Source organism: Paenibacillus sp. RS8 (assembly GCF_041956825.1).
GTDB lineage: Bacteria > Bacillota > Bacilli > Paenibacillales > Paenibacillaceae > Paenibacillus_AQ.
On sequence record NZ_CP168131.1, the window covers coordinates 4,951,103 to 4,974,424 of the forward strand.

Sequence of the window (23,322 nt, forward strand, 5' to 3'; positions counted from 1 at the left end):
TCAACTTTTTTTAGTTTATATTCTGATTTTTTCATAATCATGTGAAGGAATTGAGATGGAGATGAAAACTGATAAAATAGATAAACGGAAAGCTCGGAGGCTGAAACGAAGGGCTGCCACTAAGGAACGGATTTTCAATTTAGGGTATGGGCTCTACACGACCGAAAGTGATCTCACGGAATTAGTTGAGGCTACGTTATGTGCGCTAGAAGAGTATCGAAATCAGCCTCATGTTCTGCGGTGTACCATTAGCCGAGATCAAGGACAAACTTGGACGGAAGAGTATATAGACGTGGCTATTACTGACCCCAAATTGTCGACCTTGAAAATAGGAGACCTAGTTAAATATGAGGAAGAGGAAACGATTTGTGCCATCGTAGCCAATGAAGGCGAAAACAAAGTAAATGCTTCTTATTTCGTTCCGGAGGGGCACTTATATTGGAAGGCTTGATCTTTGTTATTATAAATTTTGGTTTTGTGTAGGCGTTAATATTCAAGCATGCTACAGAATTTTAATAGTTAATTACTAAAAGGAGCGATGAAGAATGAATCAGGAAGTAATTGATTTTATTGAAACGTTAAAAGAACCATGGCAGGTGGAATTATCCAATACTCTTCGTGAAGTTGTACACCAGGCGATCCCAGATGTGCAGGAACGAATTCAGTACAAGAAGCCACATTTTTTGAAAAATGGGAAATACGCCGCAGCCATCTCAACATCAAAAGATGCGGTAAGTTTTGTTATTTTTAATACGAGCGAGCTTGAGTTACCGGAAGGGATGTTTGAGGGCCCTCCGGAGAGAAAAACACTAAAACTGCGTAAAGGGAATACAGTTGATGTGGCTCAATTAGTGACTTGGGTCAGCCAAGCCTCAGCTTCACTTTAATTGCTAGATTCAGAATACAGGGCGGTATCTTAAAGTCATTTGACTTCATGATATATCGTCTTTTTTATGGGCGAATTTGGCTATGTCGATACATAATCATTCAATAAATTGTGAAAAATAAATCAAGTGCTAGCAATGAAGGGAATGAAATCCATGAAGAAATTAAAGATAACTTGTTTGTTACTGCTTACGATCTTTGCACTAAGTGCATGCTCAAGACCAGTAGCAGATAAATCCCAGCTACCACCTCCAACGGTTGTGCCAAGTGGAGCTGAGGAAAGATTTAGCCTTGAGGAACTTGCCACTTTGATTGGAAAAGAGGATGCTCAAGTTGTCCAAGCTCTCGGCAAAGGCGCACCTAATCGTAATGAAGGTACGAATTCTACTCTTTTATCCCGCGAATATAACGAGAAGATTGTGAATCACAAAGCAAATCTTCAGGTCTCCTATGATCACACTGGAAAAGTGATTGGAGAGACGATTCATTTTGAAGAAGCTACCAAGGAAAAATTAACGCAAGAGATAAAGCAACAGCTTGGAGAGCTTACGACTAAAAGTGAAGGTAGCACAGCAGATATAGAAAAAGAAGGCGAAGGTACGAACTTTCGTAGGGTATGGCAGACGGATAACGCCAAAATTTCTTTAGTTGAATCCAATGGAAAGCTGACTATTTCCATAGATACGAAGTAACAGTCGAATAATTTTAGACAAAAAAGGACGATACCCATTGTGATTAGACTATGGGTATCGTCCTTTTTTGATGATTAATTAAGGATTAAGTAGACGGATTATTGTTTGTCGTGGAGCTGAGACGATGAATCTGCTCTTCCAGGATCGTACTTGCTTTTCCTAAAAATTGTGTAATAAGTTCAAGCTCTTCATCCGAGTAGGTGGAAGCTAGTTTAAGCATCTCAGCATGCAGTGGAAGGTAAGCATTTCCGACCTCATTATTTTCATATAAAGGGACAATAATGACCTTTCGACGGTCACAGGGGTCATTTTGTCTGCGAACAAAACCGTTATTTTCAAGGCGATCAACTAATGCCGTAACACTACCTGTAGCCAGTCCGGTTAGTTTGGACAGTTCACCAGCGGTGATGGGACCTCTTTCGTGGAGAATATCTATGGATAGAAAATCATTATTATATAACCCAAGTGAGGCTGCCACATTTTGCTGATATAGTATCGTTCGACTTCCTAGGCCCCGCATACGCAAGGTGAAGTCTTCCTGCTGATTTTTCGCTTGATTGTGTAGATCTCTTGACAAAAGAAAGCCCTCCTTTTAAAATATTAATATCTCGATTATCGAGATATCTGACAATAAAGATACTCGATGAACGTGCGATTAATTGAATTCATTTTATCGGAATTATTAAAGTTTTGCAAAAGGTAATGCATCAAGAAGTTTAGAGAGAGGCTGGTGTGCGATCTATAACGATAAGATTAAAATCGAAATTAAGGAAAAGCGGAGGGAACAAAAGAGAATGGTTAAGAAATTGGAAAAGAAAAATAATATAGGCATTATTATAGCTGCTCTATTGCTGGCCACACTTATGGCATCCATGGATAACACTATATTAGCAACTGCAATGGGAACAATCGTAGGGGATCTTGGTGGTTTTGACAAACTGATGTGGGTGACTTCTGCTTATATGATAGCTGAGATGGCGGGCATGCCGATTTTCGGAAAATTATCGGATATGTATGGTCGCAAGCGTTTCTTTATTTTCGGAATTATTGTATTTATGATCGGATCTGCTTTATGTGGTACCGCAAACTCTATAGTTCAGCTGAGTATTTATCGTGCGATTCAAGGTATTGGTGGAGGGGCACTTGTTCCGATCGCATTCACTATCATGTTCGATGTGGTAGCTCCGGAAAAACGGGGGAAGATCGGCGGATTATTTGGAGCAGCTTATGGGATATCAAGTATTTTCGGACCTCTTATTGGCGCTTATATAGCGGATTATATCCATTGGTCTTGGGTCTTTTACATCAACTTACCTATAGGTGTTGTCGCATTCTTTTTAATAACTTTCTTCTATAAAGAGTCTGTTGAGCATTCCAAGGAAAAGATCGATTACCTTGGTGCGTTTACACTTGTAGCTTCCATCCTGTGTCTCATGTTTGCGATTGAGCTTGGTGGAAAAAAATATGCTTGGGACTCTGCTATGATTGTGGGATTGTTCTTAGCTTTTGTACTGTTTATCGTGGGATTTATTTTTATCGAACGTCGTGCAGAAGAACCCATCATTACCTTCGGCATGTTCAAGAATCGTCTTTATTCTACGAGTAATATTATGGCTATATTTAGCGGAGCAGCATTTATTACAGCCTCGGTGTACATTCCAATCTACATTCAAGGGGTGCTTGGCGGCTCAGCAACGAATTCGGGGCTTGTTCTACTTCCTATGATGCTCGGCTCCGTTATCACTGCAGCAGGGGGCGGATTCCTGCTCTCGAAGTTCAATTATCGCACCATCATGATTTCCACGTTAGTACTTCTTGTTGTAGGTATCGCTTTGCTAACCACATTAACACCAGATTCTTCACGGTTCATGGTCACCATATTTATGTTTCTAGTAGGTCTTGGAATAGGTTCTTCATTCTCTGTTCTAAGTAACGCAGCCATTCATGGATTTACAGCAAGGCAGCGTGGTTCCGCAAGTTCGACACTTAGTTTTACAAGGGAGCTGGGAATGACACTCGGCATAACAGTATTCGGTATTATCCAAAGTCATGTGTTTTCGAATAAATTAGCATCCATGTTCAGTAGCGGTGGTGCGGCACCTATAGGGGTGAATTTAAGCGATCCAAGTACTATTTTGACCCCGGATACTCGTGAAAAAATCCCTACTGAAGTTCTTGATAAGATTACAGAGGGATTGTCCTCATCGCTTGTTCATACTTTTGCTTGGGCAATTATTCCGTCTGTTATAGCTCTATTGGCAGCATTTGTGATGAGTAAGGAGAAGTTTGATCCGGCTTCTGAATTGGGAGAGTATACGGCTTCGCATTAAGGATGTAATGTTTAAACAGACTGAATTCTCTATAAAATGGGATTCAGCCTGTTTTTATTATTGTTAAGTAAGGGATCGCGTTCAGCTTATATCTCTATAATATTGTAGCGTGAATGTAAATACCAAATAAGCTCTCTGCGGCTGCTGACACCTGACTTACTAAAAATGGACTTTAAATGATCCTGAACGGTGTAAGCAGAAATATGTAGAGAAGAAGCCAACTCTTTAGTGGATAATCCTCGAATTACACCGTGTAATATCTGCTGTTCACGCTCTGTTAAACCATACGCTTCAGCAATGATGGGAAGCATGTCCGCTGGACGTGCGGGCTCGAAAGAAATAGCTACCTGAATCTGGCTGTCAGAAGAGCGAAGACGACTTGCTCGGACGAGTAAATAAGGCCCCTCATTCATACGAATGCATACCTTAGCAATTCCGGCAGATTCGGAGGGGCTGTTGAACGCTTGCGTGCTTACTGCACGGATTGGCCGTGGTAAGACATGTGCATCGATCATTTCCAATGATCTAAGCTTTTCTAACCAGCGATCTGCTGCGGGATTGGAGGACAGAAGAGCCAAATGATCAGATAGAACTGCAATACCGGAACCATAAAGATCATCATCCCAAGTCTCCTCTCTCTCTGGAAGCTCAAGACTGAACGCACGCATTCTGGCTGCAATCAGAGGGATGAGCGAGGTGATCCAATCACATTCCTCTTGTAAGAATTCCGATTGATCCGCATTTCTGTACAGCGTCAAATAGCCCCAACAAGATTCTCCTAGAATAAGCACTGCCCTTAGTTCATCCCCAAAACCTGCTGGAGTCAAAACCTTTCGATATCGCGCACTCCGCTCTGGTTGCTGCTCGGTTGCTTCGTATATTGTAGCAACGAGGCGTTTGTTATGGACCATTTGCTCATAGCTGTTAACATCATCCTCCCCGTATTCGATCTGGAACAAGTAGGGATGAATTCGCTCTACATTGTCTTCAGTAACTGCACCGGTAGAAAGCAGTGTCTGTGGATCCACATGAGTACAGCAGGCAGCATCAAAGGGAACAGCTTCACGTAAGAGAGAGAGCAAAGAAGTACGGTAATTGTGAGATGAATCAGTAACCATACCTAGCTTATTGATTTGTTTCTTTATTTGAATGAATTGTTTATTGGTATTCATTGAGTAGCCCTCTAGTCCTTAATGGATTATAATGAACCCCCACATTTGTGGGATAGTGAACGGAAGTGAAATCCGTATAATTGAGAATGATTCTTAATCAACTCTATTATATAGGATGCGGTGATAAAAATGCAGGAAAAAGAAGATATTGTTGTTGTTGGTGGTTATGGACATGTAGGGCGTACTATATGTGAAATATTAGAGAAGAAGTATCCAGGTAAAGTATTTGCAGCAGGGAGAAGTCTTGAAAAAGCAGAGCGGTTCAGTCAATCTACACACGGCAAAGTCAAGCCGTTACAGTTGGATATCAGTAAGCCTGTCCCTTCACATTTACTTAAACAAGTGAAGCTAGTCATCATGTGTTTGGATCAAACCCGTATGGATTTTGTAAAAGCCTGCTTTCACAGTGGTACGCATTATGTGGATGTATCAGCGAGCGGTCCGTTTTTATCTCAAATGGAGGCGTATAGTGAAGAGGCAGCACGACACGGGTCTAAAGCCGTTCTTAGTGTAGGGCTTGCACCCGGTATAACGAATCTAATGGCTAGTGAAGCAGAAAGACAGCTAGAACAGACGGAAGAAATCGAAATAGCGATAATGCTCGGACTTGGTGATTCTCATGGGAAAGCAGCGATCGAATGGACAGTGAATAGTTTAGGAGAAAAGTTTGAAATCAAGCAAAAGAATCGACAGGTAGAGGTGGACAGCTTCACCGATAGAAAGCTGTATCACTTTGGTGACGATTTAGGGAGTCGCAATGCTTATCGTTTCCCCTTTTCAGATCAACAGACGCTTGCCCGAACGCTCAAAGCATCGACTATTTCCACACGGTTTTGTCTGGATTCAGTCTTTGTAACTAAAATATTGGCCATAGCCAAAAAAACAGGAATCGTTCGATTGTTGAAGATAGGCTGGGTGAACAGAGGGATTGTTCGTGCTATGGAGCGGCTGCATTTAGGGAGTGACCAGTTCGCTATCAAGGTTGAGGCTCGAGGAAGAAATCGAGAGGGGAAGCCCACGCGTGCTGATTTAATATTGCAAGGAAAGAATCAATCCGTCGTCACAGCAAAAGTGACAGCAGCAGTATCAAAGCTCCTTTATGATTCACCATTTCCAGGCGGCGTATATCATATTGAGGAGATCACAGGTCTAGCATATATTCAAAAAGAATTAGGGTCGACCCTAAGCATGGAGATCCAAGTAAAGGAGCATAATGCAGATAAATCAAAATAGAATAATTTGTGTATAGTGATTATAAGAAGCTTGATTCGTCAGGCTTCTTTTTCGTAACCCAAAAGCGTTTTGACCGTATTAACTGATGAACATTTCATTCAGGAAGTAATTCTGTTCTTTCCTAATGGGTCATGTTAACAAAAAGAGAAGTTGAGGTCATCACCTATGAATGAAAAATTTACAGATAGCGACGATACAGGATATCCGATCGCTGAGCAGAAAGCGGCTCAGTATTTTGCAGCTCTTCGGGAACAGTTCAAAGAAAAAACTTACGTGTCTACCTTAACTGAAGATTTTCGGTTGTGGAAGAAGAATCACATTCATCGCCGTTCATGGTTGTCCTTTTTATCGAGAGGGAGAAGGAAACCGGATTCTCAGGATTATCATAGATATCTAGGATGGCTGAATCAAACCGGAAAATTGGATGATTATTTGGATCGAAGTGTTTCCTATCTTTATATGAGAGATCTGGGGCAAGCGTTGGATTCACCTAATACACAGATTAGAATTAAACGTATGGTTGCCGACATTAGAAATCAGATGATTCATCCAGGCTCGACAAAGGCGGAAGATCAGTCGGATTTTATGAGTTTCACTGGGATTTATCGTTGGGCTCAGAAGGAAGGCGTTGAAACCGCCACGATTTGGGTGATAGACAAACTTAAACAGGTGTCAGACCATCTTCCGAAGGAAATGAATCCCGAGCAAGCGCAGCGTAAATTGATCAAGATCATTATTGGGGTGATTCTCCATGTGATGGAAGAGATGGACGATGAAGTAACGCCAGTGGATCGTAGCAAAAGAATTGGTGAAGCGATTAGGCTTGGTTATTCATATGGACTTACTTATCCATTCATTGACGATCTCCTTGATTCTAGCGTCTTAACCGAACAAGAGAAAGAACAGTACTCTCAGATGATACGTACTGCGATTCTTGATAGAATTGTGCCGGAGATCGGAGAGTGGTCAGGGGAGAACATGCCGTTCATTCGATTTGTACATTCGGAGCTTAAGGAGGCTTTTGAGTATATTAAGAGGTATCAGCGGGAAGACATGCAGGATGCATTTTTCGAGCAATCCTTTGTGTTTTTTCATTCCCAGGAGTTAGATCGAATGAAGGATCTATCTAACATGGAATACAGTAATGAAGAGCTTTTTATACCCATCATTTTAAAATCCTCATCTTCCCGTTTAATAGTCCGATCCGTAATTAGTGCTCCCACGGATGACGGATTTGATCAACGTACCTTCTTCTATGGACTATACAATCAGTTAGCTGATGATTTTGCTGATATGTTTGACGATTTGGAAGCGGGCGCTGTAACGCCTTATACCTATTATTTGCAATACCGTGGTCAACGTACCGATCTGATCAACCCTTTTGAATTATACTGGACGGTCATTTCCCATTTAATACACACCGTGTATCGCTCCGATCCTAAAACCCGTGAGGTGATATTAGATCGAGCCATCAATGGACTCAAGCGTTGTAAAGCACGTGTGGGGATTGAAAAATATAATGAGATCATGGAGATCTTTGCTTCCGGACAACCAGAATTTAATCATGTTGTGCAGCAGATGGTGCAGAAAGCGGATGATGTGGATTTTTTCGATAAGCTGCTTCGGGATCAGTTGCTTTTGAATCTGAAAAACAGCAAAAGGGAAAAAGCGGAATTTCGAGATACGATTCAAAAGGTCCGCGATCAAATCAACAAACAATTGCTGATAGCCAAGCCAGCCGAGACGCCAGTCATGAAAGAGATGCTGATAGATGCAGCTAATTATAGCCTTGAAGGGGACGGAAAGCGGATAAGGCCTATATTAACATGGGTTATGGGTGTTAACGAATATGGTCTAGATGAAACGGACATTGTACCGCTTCTGAGATCGTTGGAGTATATGCATACTGCTTCTCTAATCTTCGATGATCTTCCCTCGCAGGATAATGCTTCAACCCGGAGAGGCCGTGTGACTCTGCACGAAGTGTATAATAGCGCCACGGCGGAACTAACCGGACTGTTTCTGATTCAGAAGTCAATCGAGGAACAAGCGTCACTTCATTCCTTTGATGCAAAAGCTGTGCTTGCCTTAATGCAATATTCAGCCCAAAAGGCAGAAGATACCTGTATGGGTCAGGCGATGGATTTGAACTCTAAGGGTAAGGCATTGACGTTAGAGCAATTAAATATGATTTGTTTTTACAAGACGGGGATTGCATTTGAAGCTTCGCTAGTAATGCCAGCTATTCTCGCTAAGGTTAACGAGTCAGAAATTCTGGCTTTGAAAAAATTTGCCTACCATGCAGGAATTGCCTTTCAGATTAAAGATGATTTACTCGATTTGGAAGGGGATCATCATTTACTAGGTAAACCCATTGGTCAGGATGTGGAGAATAACAATTCAACGTTTGTAGCTATCCTTGGTGCAGACGATGCGCGAAAAGAGATGTGGGAGCACTACTGTCTCGCCATGGAGGCGTTAAGAGAAATACCCCGTAATATTGCTTTTCTTAAGCATTTATTGAATTATATGATTAATCGAAATCGATAATTGTTCATGAAGTGTTGGCAGGATTGCCAGCACTTTTTTTATATGGATCTAATAGTTATCCTTTCAAAAGATAATTGAAATTTATTGTTTGTAATTGATTTTAAGCGTATGATTGAAGATAGATACGGAGGTGTTTCTTATGAAGCTAGGAATTTTCTCGAAGGTATATTTTAAATATGAAATGGAGATCGCTTTACACAAAATCAAAGCGCATGGCATGAGTGCCGTTCAATTCAATTTTGCTAATGTGGGGTTGGCGAGCTTACCTATAGAAATAAGTCAGAATATCATCGATCAAATCAAAGAAGCAACGATAAACAGCGGGGTTAACATTGCTGTGATCTCAGGGACATTCAATACGCTGGAGCTAAATGAGGAGAAGATAGTTGAGAATCAGCTTTGTTTTGAGAATGTAGTTAAGGCTGCTGCTGCATTAGCTGTCCCTTATGTTTCTATTTCTACGGGCAGTTTGAATCAAGAAGATTTTTGGAGTCCTCATCCTGACAATCATACAGATAGGGCATGGTCACTATTGCAGCATAGTCTGGTATGGATGCTGGAAATTGCAGAAGCAAATCAAGTGACTTTAGTATTTGAACCTGAACAAGCGAATGTGGTAAGTACGGCAGAGGATGCTTTAAGACTACTGAGAGAGATGGATTCCCCTCACCTTAAGGTTCTGTACGATGCAGCAAATCTTGTGACCCCGCAGGATCATAAAGACCTTATTGGAAAAATCACAAAAACACTAACCGCGTTGAAAGATTACATTGCCATTGCACATTGTAAGGATGCTTTTGTAACCGAAGAGAAGATTATTTTTCAACCTGTGGGTAAAGGGAATTTGCCTTTAAAGCAATACCTAAATGAATTATATAAAAATTATGAAGGTCCTATTATTATGCATGGATTAGATGAAGCTGATGTAACGTATGCTATAAATTACCTGAACTAGATTAGGAGGGCAAGAATATGGTCAAGGAAAGTAAATTATTAAACATCGGGGTGCTGGGCTGCGGTCAAATCTCTCAGGCGGCACACTTTGATTCGATTAGAAGATCACGAAATGCTAACCTTTATGCGATCTGTGATGTGGATGAATACTTGCTCCAAAGAATGAATGCGATCTATGAACCTGATAAGGTATATACGGAGTATGATCAAATGCTGTCAGACCCGAATGTCGATGCTGTAGTTATAGGCATTGCGGATCAATTTCACGTGGAGGCTGCAAAACAAGCCGTGCGTGCGGGTAAACATGTATTGGTAGAAAAGCCTATAGGTGTAACTATCGAAGAAGTGGAAGAACTAAAAGAGCTTGTGGATCGTACCGATCTCAAAGTGCAGGTGGGTAATATGAAGAGATATGACCCTGGTATAATAGCAGCCAAAGAGTTCGTGGATCAGGAAATGGGAGAGATTATAGGTCTAAAAGCTTGGTATTGTGATTCGACTTATCGATATACCGTCACCGAGAATGTTCAACCAGTAATTATATCCGGAAAAAATATAAAGAGACCTGCTGGAGATCCAAAAGCGAATAAGGAACGCTATTATATGTTAGGTCATGGAAGTCATTTGCTCGATACTGCAAGATTTCTGGGAGGAAATATTGTAAGTGTTAAGGCGTGGAATACGCAAAAGTTCGGTGCCTATTGCTGGTTTATTACTGCGGAGTTCGAAAACGGCTTTGTAGCCCAATTGGATCTGACCATTGCGGTTCGAATGGATTGGCATGAAGGATTCCAGATATACGGTGAATTCGGAACGGTAGTAGGGAAGACTTACAACCCTTGGACATTAAAATCAAGCGATGTAGAAATTTTCAAAGCTAGTGACAACAGCTACCACAGACCGCTTGGAGCCGATGGACATGTTTATAGATTACAGATTGAGGGTTTCGCAGATTCTGTACTGCACAACAAAACAGGTGTAGGTGCAACGATTGAAGATGGGATGGCTACCATGAGAGCGATGCTCGCTGTAGAAGAATCGGTTAAGACTGGAAATACAATTTACCTAAGAGACGTTTCGGGTCATTTATAAAGGAGGGGAAAATATGCCTTACTTTACCTATGATCTTATTCGTTTTTATTATGAAGATGATGAAGGGGATGGAGAGCCTTTTATATTCCTTCATGGTCTGGGCGGGGACGTCAATCAAACCTTCGGTGTAATGAAGCAATCCGATAACATAAGAAGGATCTCACTAGATTTTCGAGGGCATGGAAAGACGGTGTCGTTTGGTCATGCGGATGATTTTTCTTTTAAACAATTCGCCGAGGATGTGATAGCTTTAACGGAACACCTTCATCTTAAATTATTTAATATTGGAGGGATTTCAACAGGTGCTGGGGTGTCTCTTCATTTGGCATTGAGGTATCCGGCTAGCGTTAGTAAGCTTATTGTGTCTCGTCCAGCATGGGAGGATAAACCGCAAGAGAAATGGGTTCGTGAAGCTTTTGCTAAAATTCATGATGTACTGCAGGATACAGATCCCCTGACCGCCCAAAATAGATACGAAAATTCAGAGGTCTATACATCCATAAATTCAGTATCATCATATGCGGGTGAGTCTCTCTTAGGGCAGTTTAAATATCCTTATGTAAAAGAAACCTCGATGAAGTTTGTGAAGCTGCCCCAGGATTGTCCTAATGATGATCGTGAGGCTTGGAAAAACTTAAAGATGCCCACATTGATCCTTGCTAGTCAACATGACCCCATTCATCCATACGCCTATGGACGATTGCTTTCTGATTATATCCCAAACACCCATTTCATTGAGATAACTCCCAAAACGATTAATAGTAAACAACATAATCATGATTCCTATAAGGCTATCGAGAACTTTTTAAACGAAAGATGAGCACAAGCTTCAAAGGTGTTCATCTTTTTTTGTACAAATTTAGAAAGTATCTATACTGTAACCACGTTAACACCAAGTTTGTTAAACGTATTAATAATCTTATTGTCTACAGTATTTTCAGTGATTAAATAGTCTAACGCAGAAACCTTGGCTACAAAAAAAGTAGATATTTTCTCCAGCTTCTCTTTGGTAGCTATGGCAATAACCATGGAAGATTGCTCAAAAAGCTGATTCTTAATTATGGATTCTTCATAAGAGGGAACAGTTATGCCGACCTTTGAATCCAGTGTGGATACACCAAGGATAGTTAGATCCAAATGGATTTGTTGTATTGCTCTAAGCGTTGAAGCTCCGAATAACACTTGGTTCTTTTTATCAAGGTCGCCACCCAACAAGGTTATACTAGCTTTAGACAATCGGCATAGTGATAACGCGATAGCAGGAGAATTAGTAATAATTCTTCCATCAAAATGCTCAGGGATGTTCTCAGCCACTTTTAAATTTGTCGTGCCGCCGTCAATAAAGATAACTTTTGCATTCTCAATAAGTGTGCAAGCGCGTTTAGCTAGGTCAGCTTTGGTCTGACTATTAAATTCTACGCGAGAATTGAAATCTTTCATGTCACTGATAAGACTATGGGCTCCGCCATGGATACGTTTGAGAAGCCCCAGCTTCGATAAGCTTTGTAAATCTTTTCGAATGGTATCTTCGGTTACATTTAATTCCTGTGTTAATTCTTGAACAACAACACGGCCTTCGGTCTCAACTTTTTTTAGGATGTACGCCTGTCTGTCAGCTTTTAGCACCGATCCACCTCTTTTCACAAAATGCTCTAAAGGACGTACTTAACGTTACTATTTTACAACATATGAAATGAATTTGGATGGCGTAAAGTAAGTTGTGTACCAAGATTTGGAGCCTAGTCAGGCAACAAAAAAGTAGGGTATTCTCGGGATTGTCGAAGTCCACTAAGAAAGGAACCCTACTCGATGACTATTCTACCCGAAAACATGTTAAATAATCTATTTGAAAATCTTGTCACCCAATTTGTAAAAGATAATCTAGAGTCCATTATGAAAGCGGAAATCCAGCAATTCATGACCAGTGAAGAAGCCGGGAACCACAACAGCCGCAACGGATACTACACCCGGGATCTACACACGAAATACGGAAATGTAGAGGATCTGGCCGTTCCTAGGGACCGTCAAGGAGCCTTCCAAACGCAGTTGTTCGAGCCCTACCAGCGGCGAGATGGATGGCTAGAGGAGGCTGTCATCCAGATGTACAAAAGTGGTATGGGAACGCGAGATGTGGCCCGGTTCATTGAAAGTATGTTCGGCAGCCACTATTCACCCACGACCGTTAGCAACATTACAGCTACGGTACTTGACGACATTCATCAGTGGCAGAAGCGCCCGTTAAACAAACGCTACTCCGTTATCTACCTGGATGGCCTATATGTGAAACTCAAGCGCAGCACCGTTAGCGGAGAAGTCGTTTATTTCGCCATGGGGATCGACGAAGACGGTCACCGCCAGATCCTTGGCTTTTACGTAGGCGGCCAGGAGAGCGCAAACGGCTGGCGCGAGGTGCTCAAAGACCTCTACGACCGTGGTGTCCAGGAAGTCTTGCTGGGCGTGTTTGATGGGCTTCCGGGACTCGATGCAGCGTTCCGTGAAACTTATCCGAAGGCGGATGTGCAGCATTGTATCGTCCACAAAGTGCGTTCGACCTTCCCGAAAATTCGGATTCAGCACAAAACGGAAGTCATTGAAGATCTGAAGACGATCTACACGGCTGCAGACCACGATCTGGCTCGGGCTGCGTTTGACACGGTGAAGGCCAAATGGGGCAAGCTCTACCCGAAAGAAATGCGGTCTTGGGAAGAACAGTTGCCAACGCTGCTGACCTTTTACAAGTATCCTGCGCTCATAAAGGAAGCCATCTACACGTCCAATCCAATTGAACGAATGAACAAGGAAATCCGAAAGCGTCTGAAACCCATGAATAGCCTCACGAATATGGATGCAGCAGAGAAAATTGTTTACCTCGACGTGATGGACTACAACGAACGCTTTAGCGAACGGGTCATTCGCGGTTTCGGCGATCTAGAAGTAAAGAAGAAACTAAATGAGATGTTTGAAGCACGATATCCACCGCAGGCAGAGTAAAACAAGTAGCTCGAATTCCCTTTTCCCTTGGGGCGGGGCCCCCGCCCCAAGGAACATCTGCACTAACTAACGAACACCCGAGAAGTTACCTTCTACTCTCTTACACAAACTTCTTGACGCTGCCTGAATTTGAAAAAAATCAATCGATTTTACGTTCAACTCCGTCTTACTTATAGGTATATGAGATGAATGCATTTTCCTGATCGAAGACAGAGGGGGTGGTAGAAGGTGGAAAATACAATGGATGAGGTAAGAATGGTAGATTTTGCTCAGATGGATGAAGAAGCTTTTTTTAGTCGTTTGTATGTGGAGCATCGAAAAATGTACGCCATTGCCTACAGTTATCTGAGAACAGAAGCAGACACGCTGGAAGTGATCCAAGAAGCGTCATGCAGGGCATGGATGAAACGTAAAAAACTAAAGGACGAACAGTCCTTCACACCCTGGCTGATTCGAATAACAATTAATTGCTGCATGGATGAGTTAAGGCGCAAAAAACGTGTGGTACCTACGGAAAAAATGGTGGAGGAAGCGGCGCGGGAAATGAAGAGCAACGATCGAATTGATCTGGAGCGTGCGATGAATCGGATAAAGCCTAGGTATCGGCATGTCGTAACGCTTAAATACTACCATGATATGACCACTATCGAAATTGCAAAAGTTCTAAAAAGACCAGAAGGTACTATTAAGACTTGGCTGCGCGAAGGGCTTAAACAGCTTCGAAGTTATCTATAGCGAAATTGGAGGTGAATGGAATGACAGATCAAGAAGAACGTATTCTACGCAAGAACATCGATGAGGTTCAACAGAACGTTGAAACAATGCAAGAAATGAAAATCTACAACGCTATGAAAAGAGGAATTGTAGAGGGGAAGAACCGGGAAAAGCGACGTATCTATACTACCGGTATGGGCGTGGTAGCAGCTGCAGCGGTTGCGTTAATAGTTACATATTCAACAATTGGATTACCGAATAAGGGAGCGGTACAACCTTCAGTACAGTCGGCCAGCACTAAAAATACGGACAATTTCAAAGCATATCGCTCGTTCTCAAGGTTAGAGCCTGCATTAGCCAGTGCCCTTGAGCAGAATCTCGTTGTGCCGGTCGGTGAAAGTGCGGAAAACAAGGGATACCGGATAGATGTTACAGGTGCCGTTACGGATGGACGGAAGGTTTATGTTTTATACAGTGTTCAGAACAATACGGACGAAGTAGTTATACACGCGGATTTTGAGCTTCAATTTGAAGGAATAAAAGAGTCTCCTCTTCACAAAGGCGCATCATTAAGTATGCTAGCTAGCGAGAGTCGAATTCAACCCGGGCAGTCTATGGATTTTATATACTCCACCAATCTTTCGCCAACGATTCAATATCCAAAGAAAGTAAACTATAATATTATTCTTACTGAAACTTCAGATAAAGCGCTCCTATCCAGCAGCAATAAGTACCGAACAAGCCTAGATGTTGCTTTCGAGCTTGATCCTGACATGCTCAAAGCACAGGAACGTATGCTGGATACAGACGGAACACTAACCATAGATGGACAAAAAATTAAAGTAACCGAGGTCCAATATACTCCGCTAAGCACCTATGTCGATCTTGCGTATGACGAGAACAATGATAAACAAATTTTCCAATTAATTAACCCAGTTTTGATCAGTAAATATGAAGGTGTCGAGGAGAAGTATTATTATCCCACACTTATCACTGCTGATAACTCTGAAGTCTACTCGGATAATTCCAAGGCAACGTTAGTGTTCAGAAACAGTGAAAAGATTGTAAAGAGCAAGCCAGACAGCGTCTCGTTGAAAGCATTCGGAATTTCGGCAGTCGAAAAGGATCAAATGAAAATTGTCGTGGATCTTAACAAATATCAGCTTATTGAAGCGCCCGGAACTGGACTTGAGTTAGTCACGCCAAAACAAGAGAATAATGTAGAGGAAGGAGAAATCCTCCTAAGACGTAATCTTGAGAATGCTCAATATTTAGAAGGCTCTACTAGACTTGCTGAGACTTTTACTGACGCAAAAGGGAAGGTACATAATAGAGCAACTTCCACAAGCAGCTTCAGCAGCTATACGACTTCTAAGGATGGGTCAGCCGTGAACGAGTTTGGATATAATTTTGGTGCGGAAGCGAAGAACTATCCTCAGCCATTAACGATAACGTTAGAGAAATATACAAATCCAATTATGGATACGCAGGCTGTGGAGTTGTACTCGAAGAATTAGAAAGCAATGAATGATTAAACAAAAGATTGAATTTTATATTAACTCTTTTAGCCGTTGATAATTCTATCAACGGTTTTTCTGTGACCCCACATCTTCATTCTTTGAAATTTAAGAAATACTTAATATATACCGTACTTCTTTTTAAAAAGTTTTACTTATTCTAAGTACATGAAGGAGGTTACTGAAAGAATGATAAACCCAATTATGAAGAAATGGCTCCGAAAGGATGGCTCAGCGGCAATAATGTTCCTGGCACCAAGCGGTATCGGATTCGCGATGTTTTACCTTATACCGTTTGTTATGGGAGTATTCTATTCTTTTATGGACAGCACGATAGAGGGCCACTTTGTAGGGTTTGATAATTACCGAGAGCTGCTAGATAGCGATTCTTTCCGTAAAGCAGCATCTAATACATTTTATTTTAGCGTGATAAGTGTTCCACTAATGCTTGTGCTCTCGTTAGGATTAGCGATGTTATTGAATAAAAATACATATCTTCGGAATTGGCTGAGGACTGGATACGTGTTGCCGCTTGTCGTACCTGTCGCCTCCATCATTCTGATCTGGCAGATGCTCTTCGATTGGAATGGATCGCTTAACGCCTGGCTGAACAACTTCGGTATCGATCGTGTGGATTGGATGAAGACGGATGCAGCTAGAAATGTAATCATTGTTGTTTATTTATGGAAGAACATCGGTTATAACGTGATTTTATTCTTGGCGGGATTGCAGCAAATTCCAAAGGATTATTATGAAACGGCTCAAATTGAAGGTGCTGGACGATTACGGCAGTTTCGCAGTATTACGCTTGTCTATCTAACCTCTTCGATGTTTTTTGTGGTCATTATGTCGATCATTAATTCATTCAAAGTGTTTCGAGAAACGTACTTGATCGCAGGCGAGTATCCGCATGACAGTATCTACATGCTGCAGCATTATATGAACAATATGTTCATGTCGCTCGATGTTCAGAAGCTGACTGCTGCGGCGACCTTAATGTTTGGTTGTATTTTATTGATCGTGTTGGGATTGTTTGCATTTGAACGGAGGCATAGACAATTCATGGAATAGGGGTGAAAAGGTTGTGCCAGTTGTCAAAGTGTTGCGAAAAGGGACATTAACATTCGTCATGGCTATTATTGCAGTCTTGTTATTATTCCCAATTGTGATCACATTCACAAATTCTCTTATGACAGAGAAAGAAATTGAGATCAATTATGGACCTATCGGGCAGATGAATGAGGTGATTGAAGGGAGAGAAGATCCTTTTGTAAATTTAAAATTGCTGCCGGATCAAGTGTCCTTGGATCAGTATACTAAGGTTCTCCTAGACAACCCTAAATATCTGACGATGTTCTGGAACTCAGTATTCATGGTTGTGCCCATCATTGCAGGGCAAACATTGGTTGCAGCACTCGCTGCCTATGCTTTCTCGAAGCTGAAATTCCGGGGACGAGATCCTTTGTTTCTTATTTATGTCCTAACGATGCTTATGCCTTTCCAAGTGACGCTAGTACCGAACTATATTATGGCGGATAAGCTAGGAATATTAGATAGTTCATATGCAATTATATTGCCTGGAATTTTCGCAGCTTTTGGTGTGTTTATGCTCAGACAGTTCATGCTAGATATACCGTATGCGTATATCGAAGCAAGCAAAATGGATGGTGCTGGACATTTTCTGATCTTCTACAAGATTATTATTCCGATGATTAAACCTGGTCTGGCAGCACTCGTCATATTATTGTTTGTGGATTATTGGAATATGGTAGAGCAGCCCCTTATTTTTCTAAATGATCCGTTTAAGCAGCCATTGTCAGTCTTTTTATCGAGGATCAATGAAGGCGAGAGAGGAATTGCTTTTGCTGCATCCATACTTTATATGGCTCCGATGGTGATGCTGTTTCTGTATGCGGAATCGTATTTTATTGAAGGCGTTCAATTGTCTGGTATCAAAGGTTGATTGGAGGAGAATGACGGGATATGGAGTTAGGTATAGAGTCGACTGATCGTAGGCGTAAACGAAATATTCAAGTCGTCTTCATGGTTTTTATGGGATTATTGTTGTTTTTTACATTGTTCAGTAACACAATACAATCTTTGACCTTGCCGAAAGTTAGAACCGAAAAACCAACAAAGGGAAATCTTTTATTTACGATTGAAGGTAGTGGGATCTTGGAGCCACTTGCTGAAGTTAAACTTTCGAATACTTCCGGACTAAAGGTCGAACAAATTCTAGTGAAAGAAGGAGAACGTGTAAAAAAGGGACAAAAGCTTATTATCTATGAGAGCAAAACGGCTGAGCAAGAATTGAAAGATGAAATAACAAATTTAGAAAAGCAGAAAATTGATCAACAGAATAGGCAAGATCAGTACATCCAATCCGCGCTGGAGGAGGATGAATTCAAAATCAGAAATGCAAGACGTGATATCGAAAAAGGTAAATTAGATATCTTAGCCCAGGAAAATAAGATTAGCGGACTTAAAAATCGTCTAACAACCGAGAAACAACTACTCTCTCCGTTCGATGGATTGATTTCAAAATTAAGTGCCGTCGAAGGATTAATTTCAATGGGAGAACCGGATGTAATTGTATCCAACAGTAGTCGGGGTTACAGATTGGATATTGTTATGGATTCCGTGCATTTGTCCAATTTAGGGATTTCTGCTGGAGAAAAGATAGAGGTTGAGGTTGATATGAATCATGGACAAGAAACCCGGACCCTAAGCGGCTTAATTGAAGAAGTTGTGAATTCAGAGTCACGTACTGATAGCCCCTCTAGTAATGAGTCCGGGAAAACTCAAACCATTCCTCAAAAGAATTTGAGAATAAAAGTCGTTGATCCAGAACTTAAAGGAGGTGAACAGGCTCGGATCAAAATCGAAAAACATTCACTCCAAGAGGGACTACTCCTATCCAATGAAGCTATTCATGAGGATCGTGAAGGTTTGTTTGTCTATAAAGTTGATGAGCAGCGGGGGGCATTAGGCAATGTCTTTGTCGCTCAAAAAGTTCGTATTCACTCCAGTGAAAAAAACGAGAAAGAAACGATGATTCAATCAGATATTCTCTATGAGGAGGATTCAATTATTCTGGAAAGTAGTGAACCTCTTGAAGACGGGAATCGAGTTCGACTGCAATAAGAAATCATATAAACGAGAAAATAGGAGGAAATTAAATGATCAAAAGGTCTATTTTTGTGCTATTAATGGGTGCGTTGATAATGACAACGGCATGTAATTCCGGAGGTAATGAGAAAGTGGAAGGTAAGGGGGAGACGACAACTGAAGAGGGGAAGACAATCTTGACTCTATCTCTAGCAGAATCGAGTGCATTCTATACGGCGCTAGAGAAAAAGTTTGAAGCGAAATACCCGGATATCGACTTACAAATTAAGGCATATAAAGAAGTGGGAAATGAGTGGGGGGAGAATGGTTATGTAGAATATAAAAAAACAACGAATACAGCCCTACTCTCTGGAAAAGGTGCAGATATTTTTGATGTAAGCGCCTTTTCAATCAATGATTATGTGAGTAAAAAGTTGCTTGTGAACATGAATGATATATTTGAACACGATAAAACGTTAAATAAGAGTGATTTAGAAATGAATGTTTTGGACGCAATGAAGGTGAACGACGGTTTATACTTCATTCCTACCGGGTTCGCTTTTAGAGCGTTCATAGGTGATGGAAATATGATTAAGAACTCAAATGTGAAGATTGACGATAAGAAGTGGAATTGGAAAGAGTTTGGAGAGCTATCGAAGGAAATTATACAACAGGCTGGGAAGGATGGTAAAAACAAACTGTATGCCTTAACGGATTACCCAGCGGAAATGACACTCCAAGAAATGGCTATTGATAATTATAATTTGTTTGTTGATAGTGAAGCGAAACAAGCGAAGTTCGACTCGCCTGATTTTGTGGAGCTGTTGGAACAAGTCAAGAAAATGTATAAAGAACAAGTTTTGACTGCGGAGCCAGCGGAGATAGGTAATCAGCTATTTAACTCCATCGTTATAGGGTCACCAACAGACTTTATCGATGGTCCATATTCTTACTTTGAAAATCCGGTGTACATTCAAAGCCACATGCAGGTCAGACTGGTGGTATGAGAATCATTCCTTCATCTTCGCTCGCCATACAAGCCAATACTCCGGTGAAGGAAGAAGCTTATAAGTTTATGACCTTCTTGTTATCTGAAGAAGCACAGTCATTGCAAGATAGAGAAGGATTCTCTCTGCTCCAATCCGTGAACGATAAGAATTTAAACGATATTCAGGAAAAGGTGAAAAGTGGAGCATATAAGCTACCAACCGGAAAAGCGGCTAAGGTTTCTGATGAAGAATTTACTAAGTTTAAAGAAATCATTCATACAGTAGATCAATATGCGGAACTGAATACTAAAGTGCTTTCTATTATTGGAGAGGAGTCCTTATCATTCTTCAGTGGACAAAAATCTGCGGAAGCTGTTGCAAAGTTGATCCAGAATCGAGTAACAATCGTTCTAAACGAATAGATGTATTAAACAGGATTTTGTATAAGGAGGGGGACTCATGCACAAATCACTAAAGACATATGCTGTAGTTCTGCTCAGCGCAATGCTATTAAGCCAACCTTTTGCAAACAGCATATATGCAGCATCGACAAGTGCTTCAGCTACAGCGGTATTCACGCTGAACAAACTTGGTACGATCGCTTTAAAAAACAATGTCAACGTGAAGCTAATAGATATGGATATTATTGAGCAACCGAGCGGCAATATACTTATATACACACTCAGTTATAGTAATGGTAGCAGCAATAGTGTAGCTCACGTTGATTATTTCTCAAGGGTTACTACAACTGGGGGCTCTCATTCAAGGCAAACCTGTCACGAGAGATGTCACCAAAAAAAACATCCCTCCAAAGAGTAGCCAAATTGTAACTTACTTTGTGAATATTGGACAGTCTACTAAATTGAACGGCACTAAAGTGACCCTATTGAAGTGGGATTTCAGTAGCCAGGATTATCAGAAAAAGCTAGGCGAATTCGCCATTCCGGCAAGTTATTCCGTTGTCGTTCCACAAGGCCAGAGCAAGAAGCTCACGATGGATAATCTGCTAGTAAACATCAAAGCGGAAAGTCTTCAAAGGCTTAAAAGAAATGGAAAAGTATATATGAGAGTTGGCGTTAGTTTCACGAATTTGGATAAAAAAGTGCTAAGCGGCTCCACTTATATTGCTTACCTGAAATCAGTCGGTGGCTCGGTGTTCGAACTTAAGCAGGAGGATGCCAGAAGCAGTATCGATGTACAGTCTCAAGAGAAGAAGACGGTTTACTATTTAACAGAAGTTCCTTCCTATATGAAGACTGAACATATGATATTGCAATTTGCACAAGAAGATGAAGCTTTGAAAATAACGCTTCCTGTTAAATCGTTTAAGCTTCCTGCATTAACAACTGTCGACTTTGCTGTGGCTAATTATGCTGTTAAGAAGATTTCTGTTAAGAATAATACGGTTGAAACGCAATTGAAGAGTGCTTCCGTATATTCAGAGAATGACTCCGCGAAATGGAATCTTCAATTCCGTCTTAAGAATCTTGGGAATAAACCTATCACTCTACCTGCATACGAGCTTACGGTTAAAGCTGCTGAAGGATTTAGTATTCCAGTAGATTCAAAAGCACTTGCGAATGTAACCTTGAAACCGCTCGAAGAGAAGATCGTCAGTCTCAGGGCGGATGTACCATTAATACTTAATCAAGGTACCTTAAAGTTAGAGTGGACGGAACCTGCTGTTGATGATAAGGTTATTTTCCCAACTGCGCTGTATAACATACCTTATGCTCTAGAAAGCAATAATCTGATAGGACAAGGGTATTCGGTCGAGAATAGGTACGGGAAATTCATGGTGAAACTTGGATCCTATCAGCGTTTGCCTTGGGATGATGGTGATCAAATCGTAACTACTATCAGCATCCGTAACACCGGCTTATCCTCAGTACAGCTACCTTCTTTAAAAGCTATAGTTAAAGCAGGAATGAGTGATCTTAGCAGTACAGCCCAGATCGTGACCACAAATACGCAATCGATGCTTGCTCCTAATGAAGCGACAGAGATCTATGTGATAGCGAGAGTTCCATATACTTATAGTTTCAATCAGCTAAAGATAGTGTTGCAAGACACCTCCGGAGATGAAGTCACGAAGTTTCTCTCTATGAATACAAATTCGCTAAATAATGTGATCAATACGATTGCTGCAGGTGAATATTACCAAATGAACTCGTTAGGCAGAAAAGCAAAAGTTCGCGAGCGTTGGACAACTACTTATAATGAAAACAGTTCTAGCTTGATCTATACGGAACTGGAAATGATTAACGAAGAACCACGCCAGTCGAAACAGGCACAGCTTGTGGCTTATTATAGAACACCTGACAACCAATTTTTTAAGGCGATGGTTAGCCAATCGATAACTCCAACTAGCCCAAATGGTAAAAACCTGGTTACAATCTGGAGTAAACTTCCGCAAGGGGTGAATACGTCTGAGCTTGTGCTTTATATTGGGGAAGGGGTTGCTGACGGTAAGCTTACAGATTTAGGGGGAACATCCACTGGATTTATCAATAGTGTTAAAGTAGCACTTACCCCTATGACAGTAAACTCACAGAATAATCTAACAAGTGTCGATCTATTCCCATACAACCTTTCGGTTGCAAATGCAGTGGGTACGATTACTGAAGAGAAAGGTACATTAGATATAGTTATGAATTATAGCTTATTTGAAAATGACGCTTTTGAAGCAGGTTCCTATGAGCATAAGCTAGTTTTAGAAATTATTGACCCTTTCGGACAATCCATGGAGAAGACTTTGCAACTGGGGTCTGATTTGCCAATGGGTAAAAATAAATCATACTCAATCTCATTTAATAGTAACTTCCACAAAATATTAAGGGGAGGAAGCATTCGTATAAATCTATATGATGAATTTCAGGGTCATAGGATGTTGTTAGGGAGTCAATCTTACCGGTTAAATTACGTTGAATCTGAACCGAGAACAACTAAAAACACTGACAATTAAACTTGTAGTGAGTGGGTTAAGAACCAAGTCAAAAGTGTTGGCAAAATTGCCAGCACTTTTTTTATTTCTCGCATATACTTATGAACTTTTTATGGAAATTCCTTCAATGTATGTTCTTTACATTGACTGT

At 41.0% G+C, this 23,322-nt stretch carries 22 protein-coding genes; 19 read left to right on the forward strand and 3 right to left on the reverse strand.

Translation table 11 applies throughout. The features are described 5' to 3' along the window. The first annotated feature begins 55 nt into the window (after window positions 1–55). The 3 genes from ACDZ28_RS23520 (at window position 56) to ACDZ28_RS23530 (ending at window position 1,577) form a co-directional block, all read left to right on the forward strand. The gene (locus tag ACDZ28_RS23520; RefSeq protein ID WP_375102886.1) at window positions 56–451 is read left to right on the forward strand and encodes a hypothetical protein; all 396 of its coding nucleotides are present in this window, start codon (window positions 56–58) and stop codon (window positions 449–451) included. Between the two features lie 94 nt (window positions 452–545). Beyond that, window positions 546–887: a DUF1801 domain-containing protein gene (locus tag ACDZ28_RS23525; protein ID WP_042127593.1), complete on the forward strand. Its 342-nt coding sequence runs from the start codon at window positions 546–548 to the stop codon at window positions 885–887. Between the two features lie 153 nt (window positions 888–1,040). Then, complete coding sequence (locus ACDZ28_RS23530; RefSeq protein WP_375102887.1) at window positions 1,041–1,577, forward strand: hypothetical protein; 537 nt, start codon at window positions 1,041–1,043, stop codon at window positions 1,575–1,577. 85 nt (window positions 1,578–1,662) lie between these two features. On the opposite strand, the gene ACDZ28_RS23535 is transcribed toward ACDZ28_RS23530, so the two are convergent. Next, window positions 1,663–2,097, reverse strand: coding sequence for a MarR family winged helix-turn-helix transcriptional regulator (locus tag ACDZ28_RS23535; protein WP_139328499.1), 435 nt, complete (start codon window positions 2,095–2,097; stop codon window positions 1,663–1,665). Between the two features lie 274 nt (window positions 2,098–2,371). Here ACDZ28_RS23535 and ACDZ28_RS23540 point away from each other — a divergent pair, with 274 nt between their 5' ends. Next, window positions 2,372–3,907, forward strand: a complete 1,536-nt coding sequence (locus tag ACDZ28_RS23540) for an MDR family MFS transporter (RefSeq protein ID WP_375102888.1) — start codon at window positions 2,372–2,374, stop codon at window positions 3,905–3,907. An 86-nt stretch (window positions 3,908–3,993) separates the two neighbouring features. Here ACDZ28_RS23540 and ACDZ28_RS23545 read toward each other — a convergent pair whose 3' ends face one another. Then, complete coding sequence (locus ACDZ28_RS23545) at window positions 3,994–5,079, reverse strand: helix-turn-helix transcriptional regulator (protein ID WP_375102889.1); 1,086 nt, start codon at window positions 5,077–5,079, stop codon at window positions 3,994–3,996. 129 nt (window positions 5,080–5,208) lie between these two features. On the opposite strand from ACDZ28_RS23545, the gene ACDZ28_RS23550 reads away from it, so the two are divergent. The 5 genes from ACDZ28_RS23550 to ACDZ28_RS23570 all read left to right on the forward strand — a co-directional run bounded on the left by ACDZ28_RS23550 (window position 5,209) and on the right by ACDZ28_RS23570 (window position 11,728). Continuing rightward, on the forward strand, window positions 5,209–6,312 hold the full coding sequence (locus tag ACDZ28_RS23550; RefSeq protein WP_375102890.1) for a saccharopine dehydrogenase family protein: 1,104 nt from the start codon (window positions 5,209–5,211) through the stop codon (window positions 6,310–6,312). A gap of 165 nt (window positions 6,313–6,477) precedes the next feature. Further along, window positions 6,478–8,862: a polyprenyl synthetase family protein gene (locus ACDZ28_RS23555; RefSeq protein ID WP_375102891.1), complete on the forward strand. Its 2,385-nt coding sequence runs from the start codon at window positions 6,478–6,480 to the stop codon at window positions 8,860–8,862. Between the two features lie 139 nt (window positions 8,863–9,001). Beyond that, a complete protein-coding gene (locus tag ACDZ28_RS23560) occupies window positions 9,002–9,817 on the forward strand; it encodes a sugar phosphate isomerase/epimerase family protein (RefSeq protein ID WP_375102892.1) in 816 nt (271 codons plus the stop codon). Window positions 9,818–9,834: 17 nt separating this feature from the next. Further along, window positions 9,835–10,908 carry a Gfo/Idh/MocA family protein gene (locus ACDZ28_RS23565; protein ID WP_375102893.1) on the forward strand — a complete coding sequence of 358 codons (1,074 nt, stop codon included), beginning with the start codon at window positions 9,835–9,837 and terminating at the stop codon, window positions 10,906–10,908. Between the two features lie 13 nt (window positions 10,909–10,921). Next, on the forward strand, window positions 10,922–11,728 hold the full coding sequence (locus tag ACDZ28_RS23570) for an alpha/beta fold hydrolase (protein ID WP_375102894.1): 807 nt from the start codon (window positions 10,922–10,924) through the stop codon (window positions 11,726–11,728). Between the two features lie 50 nt (window positions 11,729–11,778). Here ACDZ28_RS23570 and ACDZ28_RS23575 read toward each other — a convergent pair whose 3' ends face one another. Next, complete coding sequence (locus ACDZ28_RS23575; protein WP_375102895.1) at window positions 11,779–12,534, reverse strand: DeoR/GlpR family DNA-binding transcription regulator; 756 nt, start codon at window positions 12,532–12,534, stop codon at window positions 11,779–11,781. A 183-nt stretch (window positions 12,535–12,717) separates the two neighbouring features. Here ACDZ28_RS23575 and ACDZ28_RS23580 point away from each other — a divergent pair, with 183 nt between their 5' ends. The 10 genes from ACDZ28_RS23580 to ACDZ28_RS23625 all read left to right on the forward strand — a co-directional run bounded on the left by ACDZ28_RS23580 (window position 12,718) and on the right by ACDZ28_RS23625 (window position 23,192). Next, entirely contained in the window at window positions 12,718–13,899 is a 1,182-nt protein-coding gene (locus tag ACDZ28_RS23580) for an IS256 family transposase (RefSeq protein WP_375102427.1), read from the forward strand. Window positions 13,900–14,139: 240 nt separating this feature from the next. Then, window positions 14,140–14,634 carry an RNA polymerase sigma factor gene (locus ACDZ28_RS23585; protein ID WP_042132176.1) on the forward strand — a complete coding sequence of 165 codons (495 nt, stop codon included), beginning with the start codon at window positions 14,140–14,142 and terminating at the stop codon, window positions 14,632–14,634. Window positions 14,635–14,654: 20 nt separating this feature from the next. Beyond that, window positions 14,655–16,130 carry a DUF4179 domain-containing protein gene (locus ACDZ28_RS23590; protein WP_375102896.1) on the forward strand — a complete coding sequence of 492 codons (1,476 nt, stop codon included), beginning with the start codon at window positions 14,655–14,657 and terminating at the stop codon, window positions 16,128–16,130. 204 nt (window positions 16,131–16,334) lie between these two features. Then, on the forward strand, window positions 16,335–17,201 hold the full coding sequence (locus ACDZ28_RS23595; RefSeq protein WP_341055650.1) for a sugar ABC transporter permease: 867 nt from the start codon (window positions 16,335–16,337) through the stop codon (window positions 17,199–17,201). A gap of 58 nt (window positions 17,202–17,259) precedes the next feature. Beyond that, a complete protein-coding gene (locus ACDZ28_RS23600) occupies window positions 17,260–18,093 on the forward strand; it encodes a carbohydrate ABC transporter permease (protein ID WP_375105398.1) in 834 nt (277 codons plus the stop codon). A 20-nt stretch (window positions 18,094–18,113) separates the two neighbouring features. Continuing rightward, entirely contained in the window at window positions 18,114–19,274 is a 1,161-nt protein-coding gene (locus tag ACDZ28_RS23605) for an efflux RND transporter periplasmic adaptor subunit (protein WP_375102897.1), read from the forward strand. A gap of 35 nt (window positions 19,275–19,309) precedes the next feature. Continuing rightward, the gene (locus tag ACDZ28_RS23610) at window positions 19,310–20,245 is read left to right on the forward strand and encodes an ABC transporter substrate-binding protein (RefSeq protein ID WP_375102898.1); all 936 of its coding nucleotides are present in this window, start codon (window positions 19,310–19,312) and stop codon (window positions 20,243–20,245) included. Beyond that, entirely contained in the window at window positions 20,242–20,649 is a 408-nt protein-coding gene (locus ACDZ28_RS23615) for a hypothetical protein (RefSeq protein WP_375102899.1), read from the forward strand. The genes ACDZ28_RS23610 and ACDZ28_RS23615 overlap by 4 nt, the downstream gene beginning before the upstream one ends. Before the next feature lie 37 nt (window positions 20,650–20,686). Next, window positions 20,687–21,046 (forward strand): hypothetical protein, encoded by a 360-nt coding sequence (locus ACDZ28_RS23620; protein ID WP_375102900.1) that lies wholly within the window; start codon window positions 20,687–20,689, stop codon window positions 21,044–21,046. A gap of 19 nt (window positions 21,047–21,065) precedes the next feature. Continuing rightward, a complete protein-coding gene (locus ACDZ28_RS23625; protein ID WP_375102901.1) occupies window positions 21,066–23,192 on the forward strand; it encodes a hypothetical protein in 2,127 nt (708 codons plus the stop codon). The last annotated feature ends 130 nt before the right edge of the window (window positions 23,193–23,322 follow it).

Coding starts and splice junctions, on each gene's coding strand:
- ACDZ28_RS23520 (WP_375102886.1), top strand. CDS start 56: ATGGAGATGAAAACTGATAAAATAGATAAACGGAAAGCTCGGAGGCTG.
- ACDZ28_RS23525 (WP_042127593.1), top strand. CDS start 546: ATGAATCAGGAAGTAATTGATTTTATTGAAACGTTAAAAGAACCATGG.
- ACDZ28_RS23530 (WP_375102887.1), top strand. CDS start 1,041: ATGAAGAAATTAAAGATAACTTGTTTGTTACTGCTTACGATCTTTGCA.
- ACDZ28_RS23535 (WP_139328499.1), bottom strand. CDS start 2,097: ATGCGGGGCCTAGGAAGTCGAACGATACTATATCAGCAAAATGTGGCA.
- ACDZ28_RS23540 (WP_375102888.1), top strand. CDS start 2,372: ATGGTTAAGAAATTGGAAAAGAAAAATAATATAGGCATTATTATAGCT.
- ACDZ28_RS23545 (WP_375102889.1), bottom strand. CDS start 5,079: ATGAATACCAATAAACAATTCATTCAAATAAAGAAACAAATCAATAAG.
- ACDZ28_RS23550 (WP_375102890.1), top strand. CDS start 5,209: ATGCAGGAAAAAGAAGATATTGTTGTTGTTGGTGGTTATGGACATGTA.
- ACDZ28_RS23555 (WP_375102891.1), top strand. CDS start 6,478: ATGAATGAAAAATTTACAGATAGCGACGATACAGGATATCCGATCGCT.
- ACDZ28_RS23560 (WP_375102892.1), top strand. CDS start 9,002: ATGAAGCTAGGAATTTTCTCGAAGGTATATTTTAAATATGAAATGGAG.
- ACDZ28_RS23565 (WP_375102893.1), top strand. CDS start 9,835: ATGGTCAAGGAAAGTAAATTATTAAACATCGGGGTGCTGGGCTGCGGT.
- ACDZ28_RS23570 (WP_375102894.1), top strand. CDS start 10,922: ATGCCTTACTTTACCTATGATCTTATTCGTTTTTATTATGAAGATGAT.
- ACDZ28_RS23580 (WP_375102427.1), top strand. CDS start 12,718: ATGACTATTCTACCCGAAAACATGTTAAATAATCTATTTGAAAATCTT.
- ACDZ28_RS23585 (WP_042132176.1), top strand. CDS start 14,140: ATGGATGAGGTAAGAATGGTAGATTTTGCTCAGATGGATGAAGAAGCT.
- ACDZ28_RS23590 (WP_375102896.1), top strand. CDS start 14,655: ATGACAGATCAAGAAGAACGTATTCTACGCAAGAACATCGATGAGGTT.
- ACDZ28_RS23595 (WP_341055650.1), top strand. CDS start 16,335: ATGAAGAAATGGCTCCGAAAGGATGGCTCAGCGGCAATAATGTTCCTG.
- ACDZ28_RS23600 (WP_375105398.1), top strand. CDS start 17,260: ATGGCTATTATTGCAGTCTTGTTATTATTCCCAATTGTGATCACATTC.
- ACDZ28_RS23605 (WP_375102897.1), top strand. CDS start 18,114: ATGGAGTTAGGTATAGAGTCGACTGATCGTAGGCGTAAACGAAATATT.
- ACDZ28_RS23610 (WP_375102898.1), top strand. CDS start 19,310: ATGATCAAAAGGTCTATTTTTGTGCTATTAATGGGTGCGTTGATAATG.
- ACDZ28_RS23615 (WP_375102899.1), top strand. CDS start 20,242: ATGAGAATCATTCCTTCATCTTCGCTCGCCATACAAGCCAATACTCCG.
- ACDZ28_RS23620 (WP_375102900.1), top strand. CDS start 20,687: ATGCACAAATCACTAAAGACATATGCTGTAGTTCTGCTCAGCGCAATG.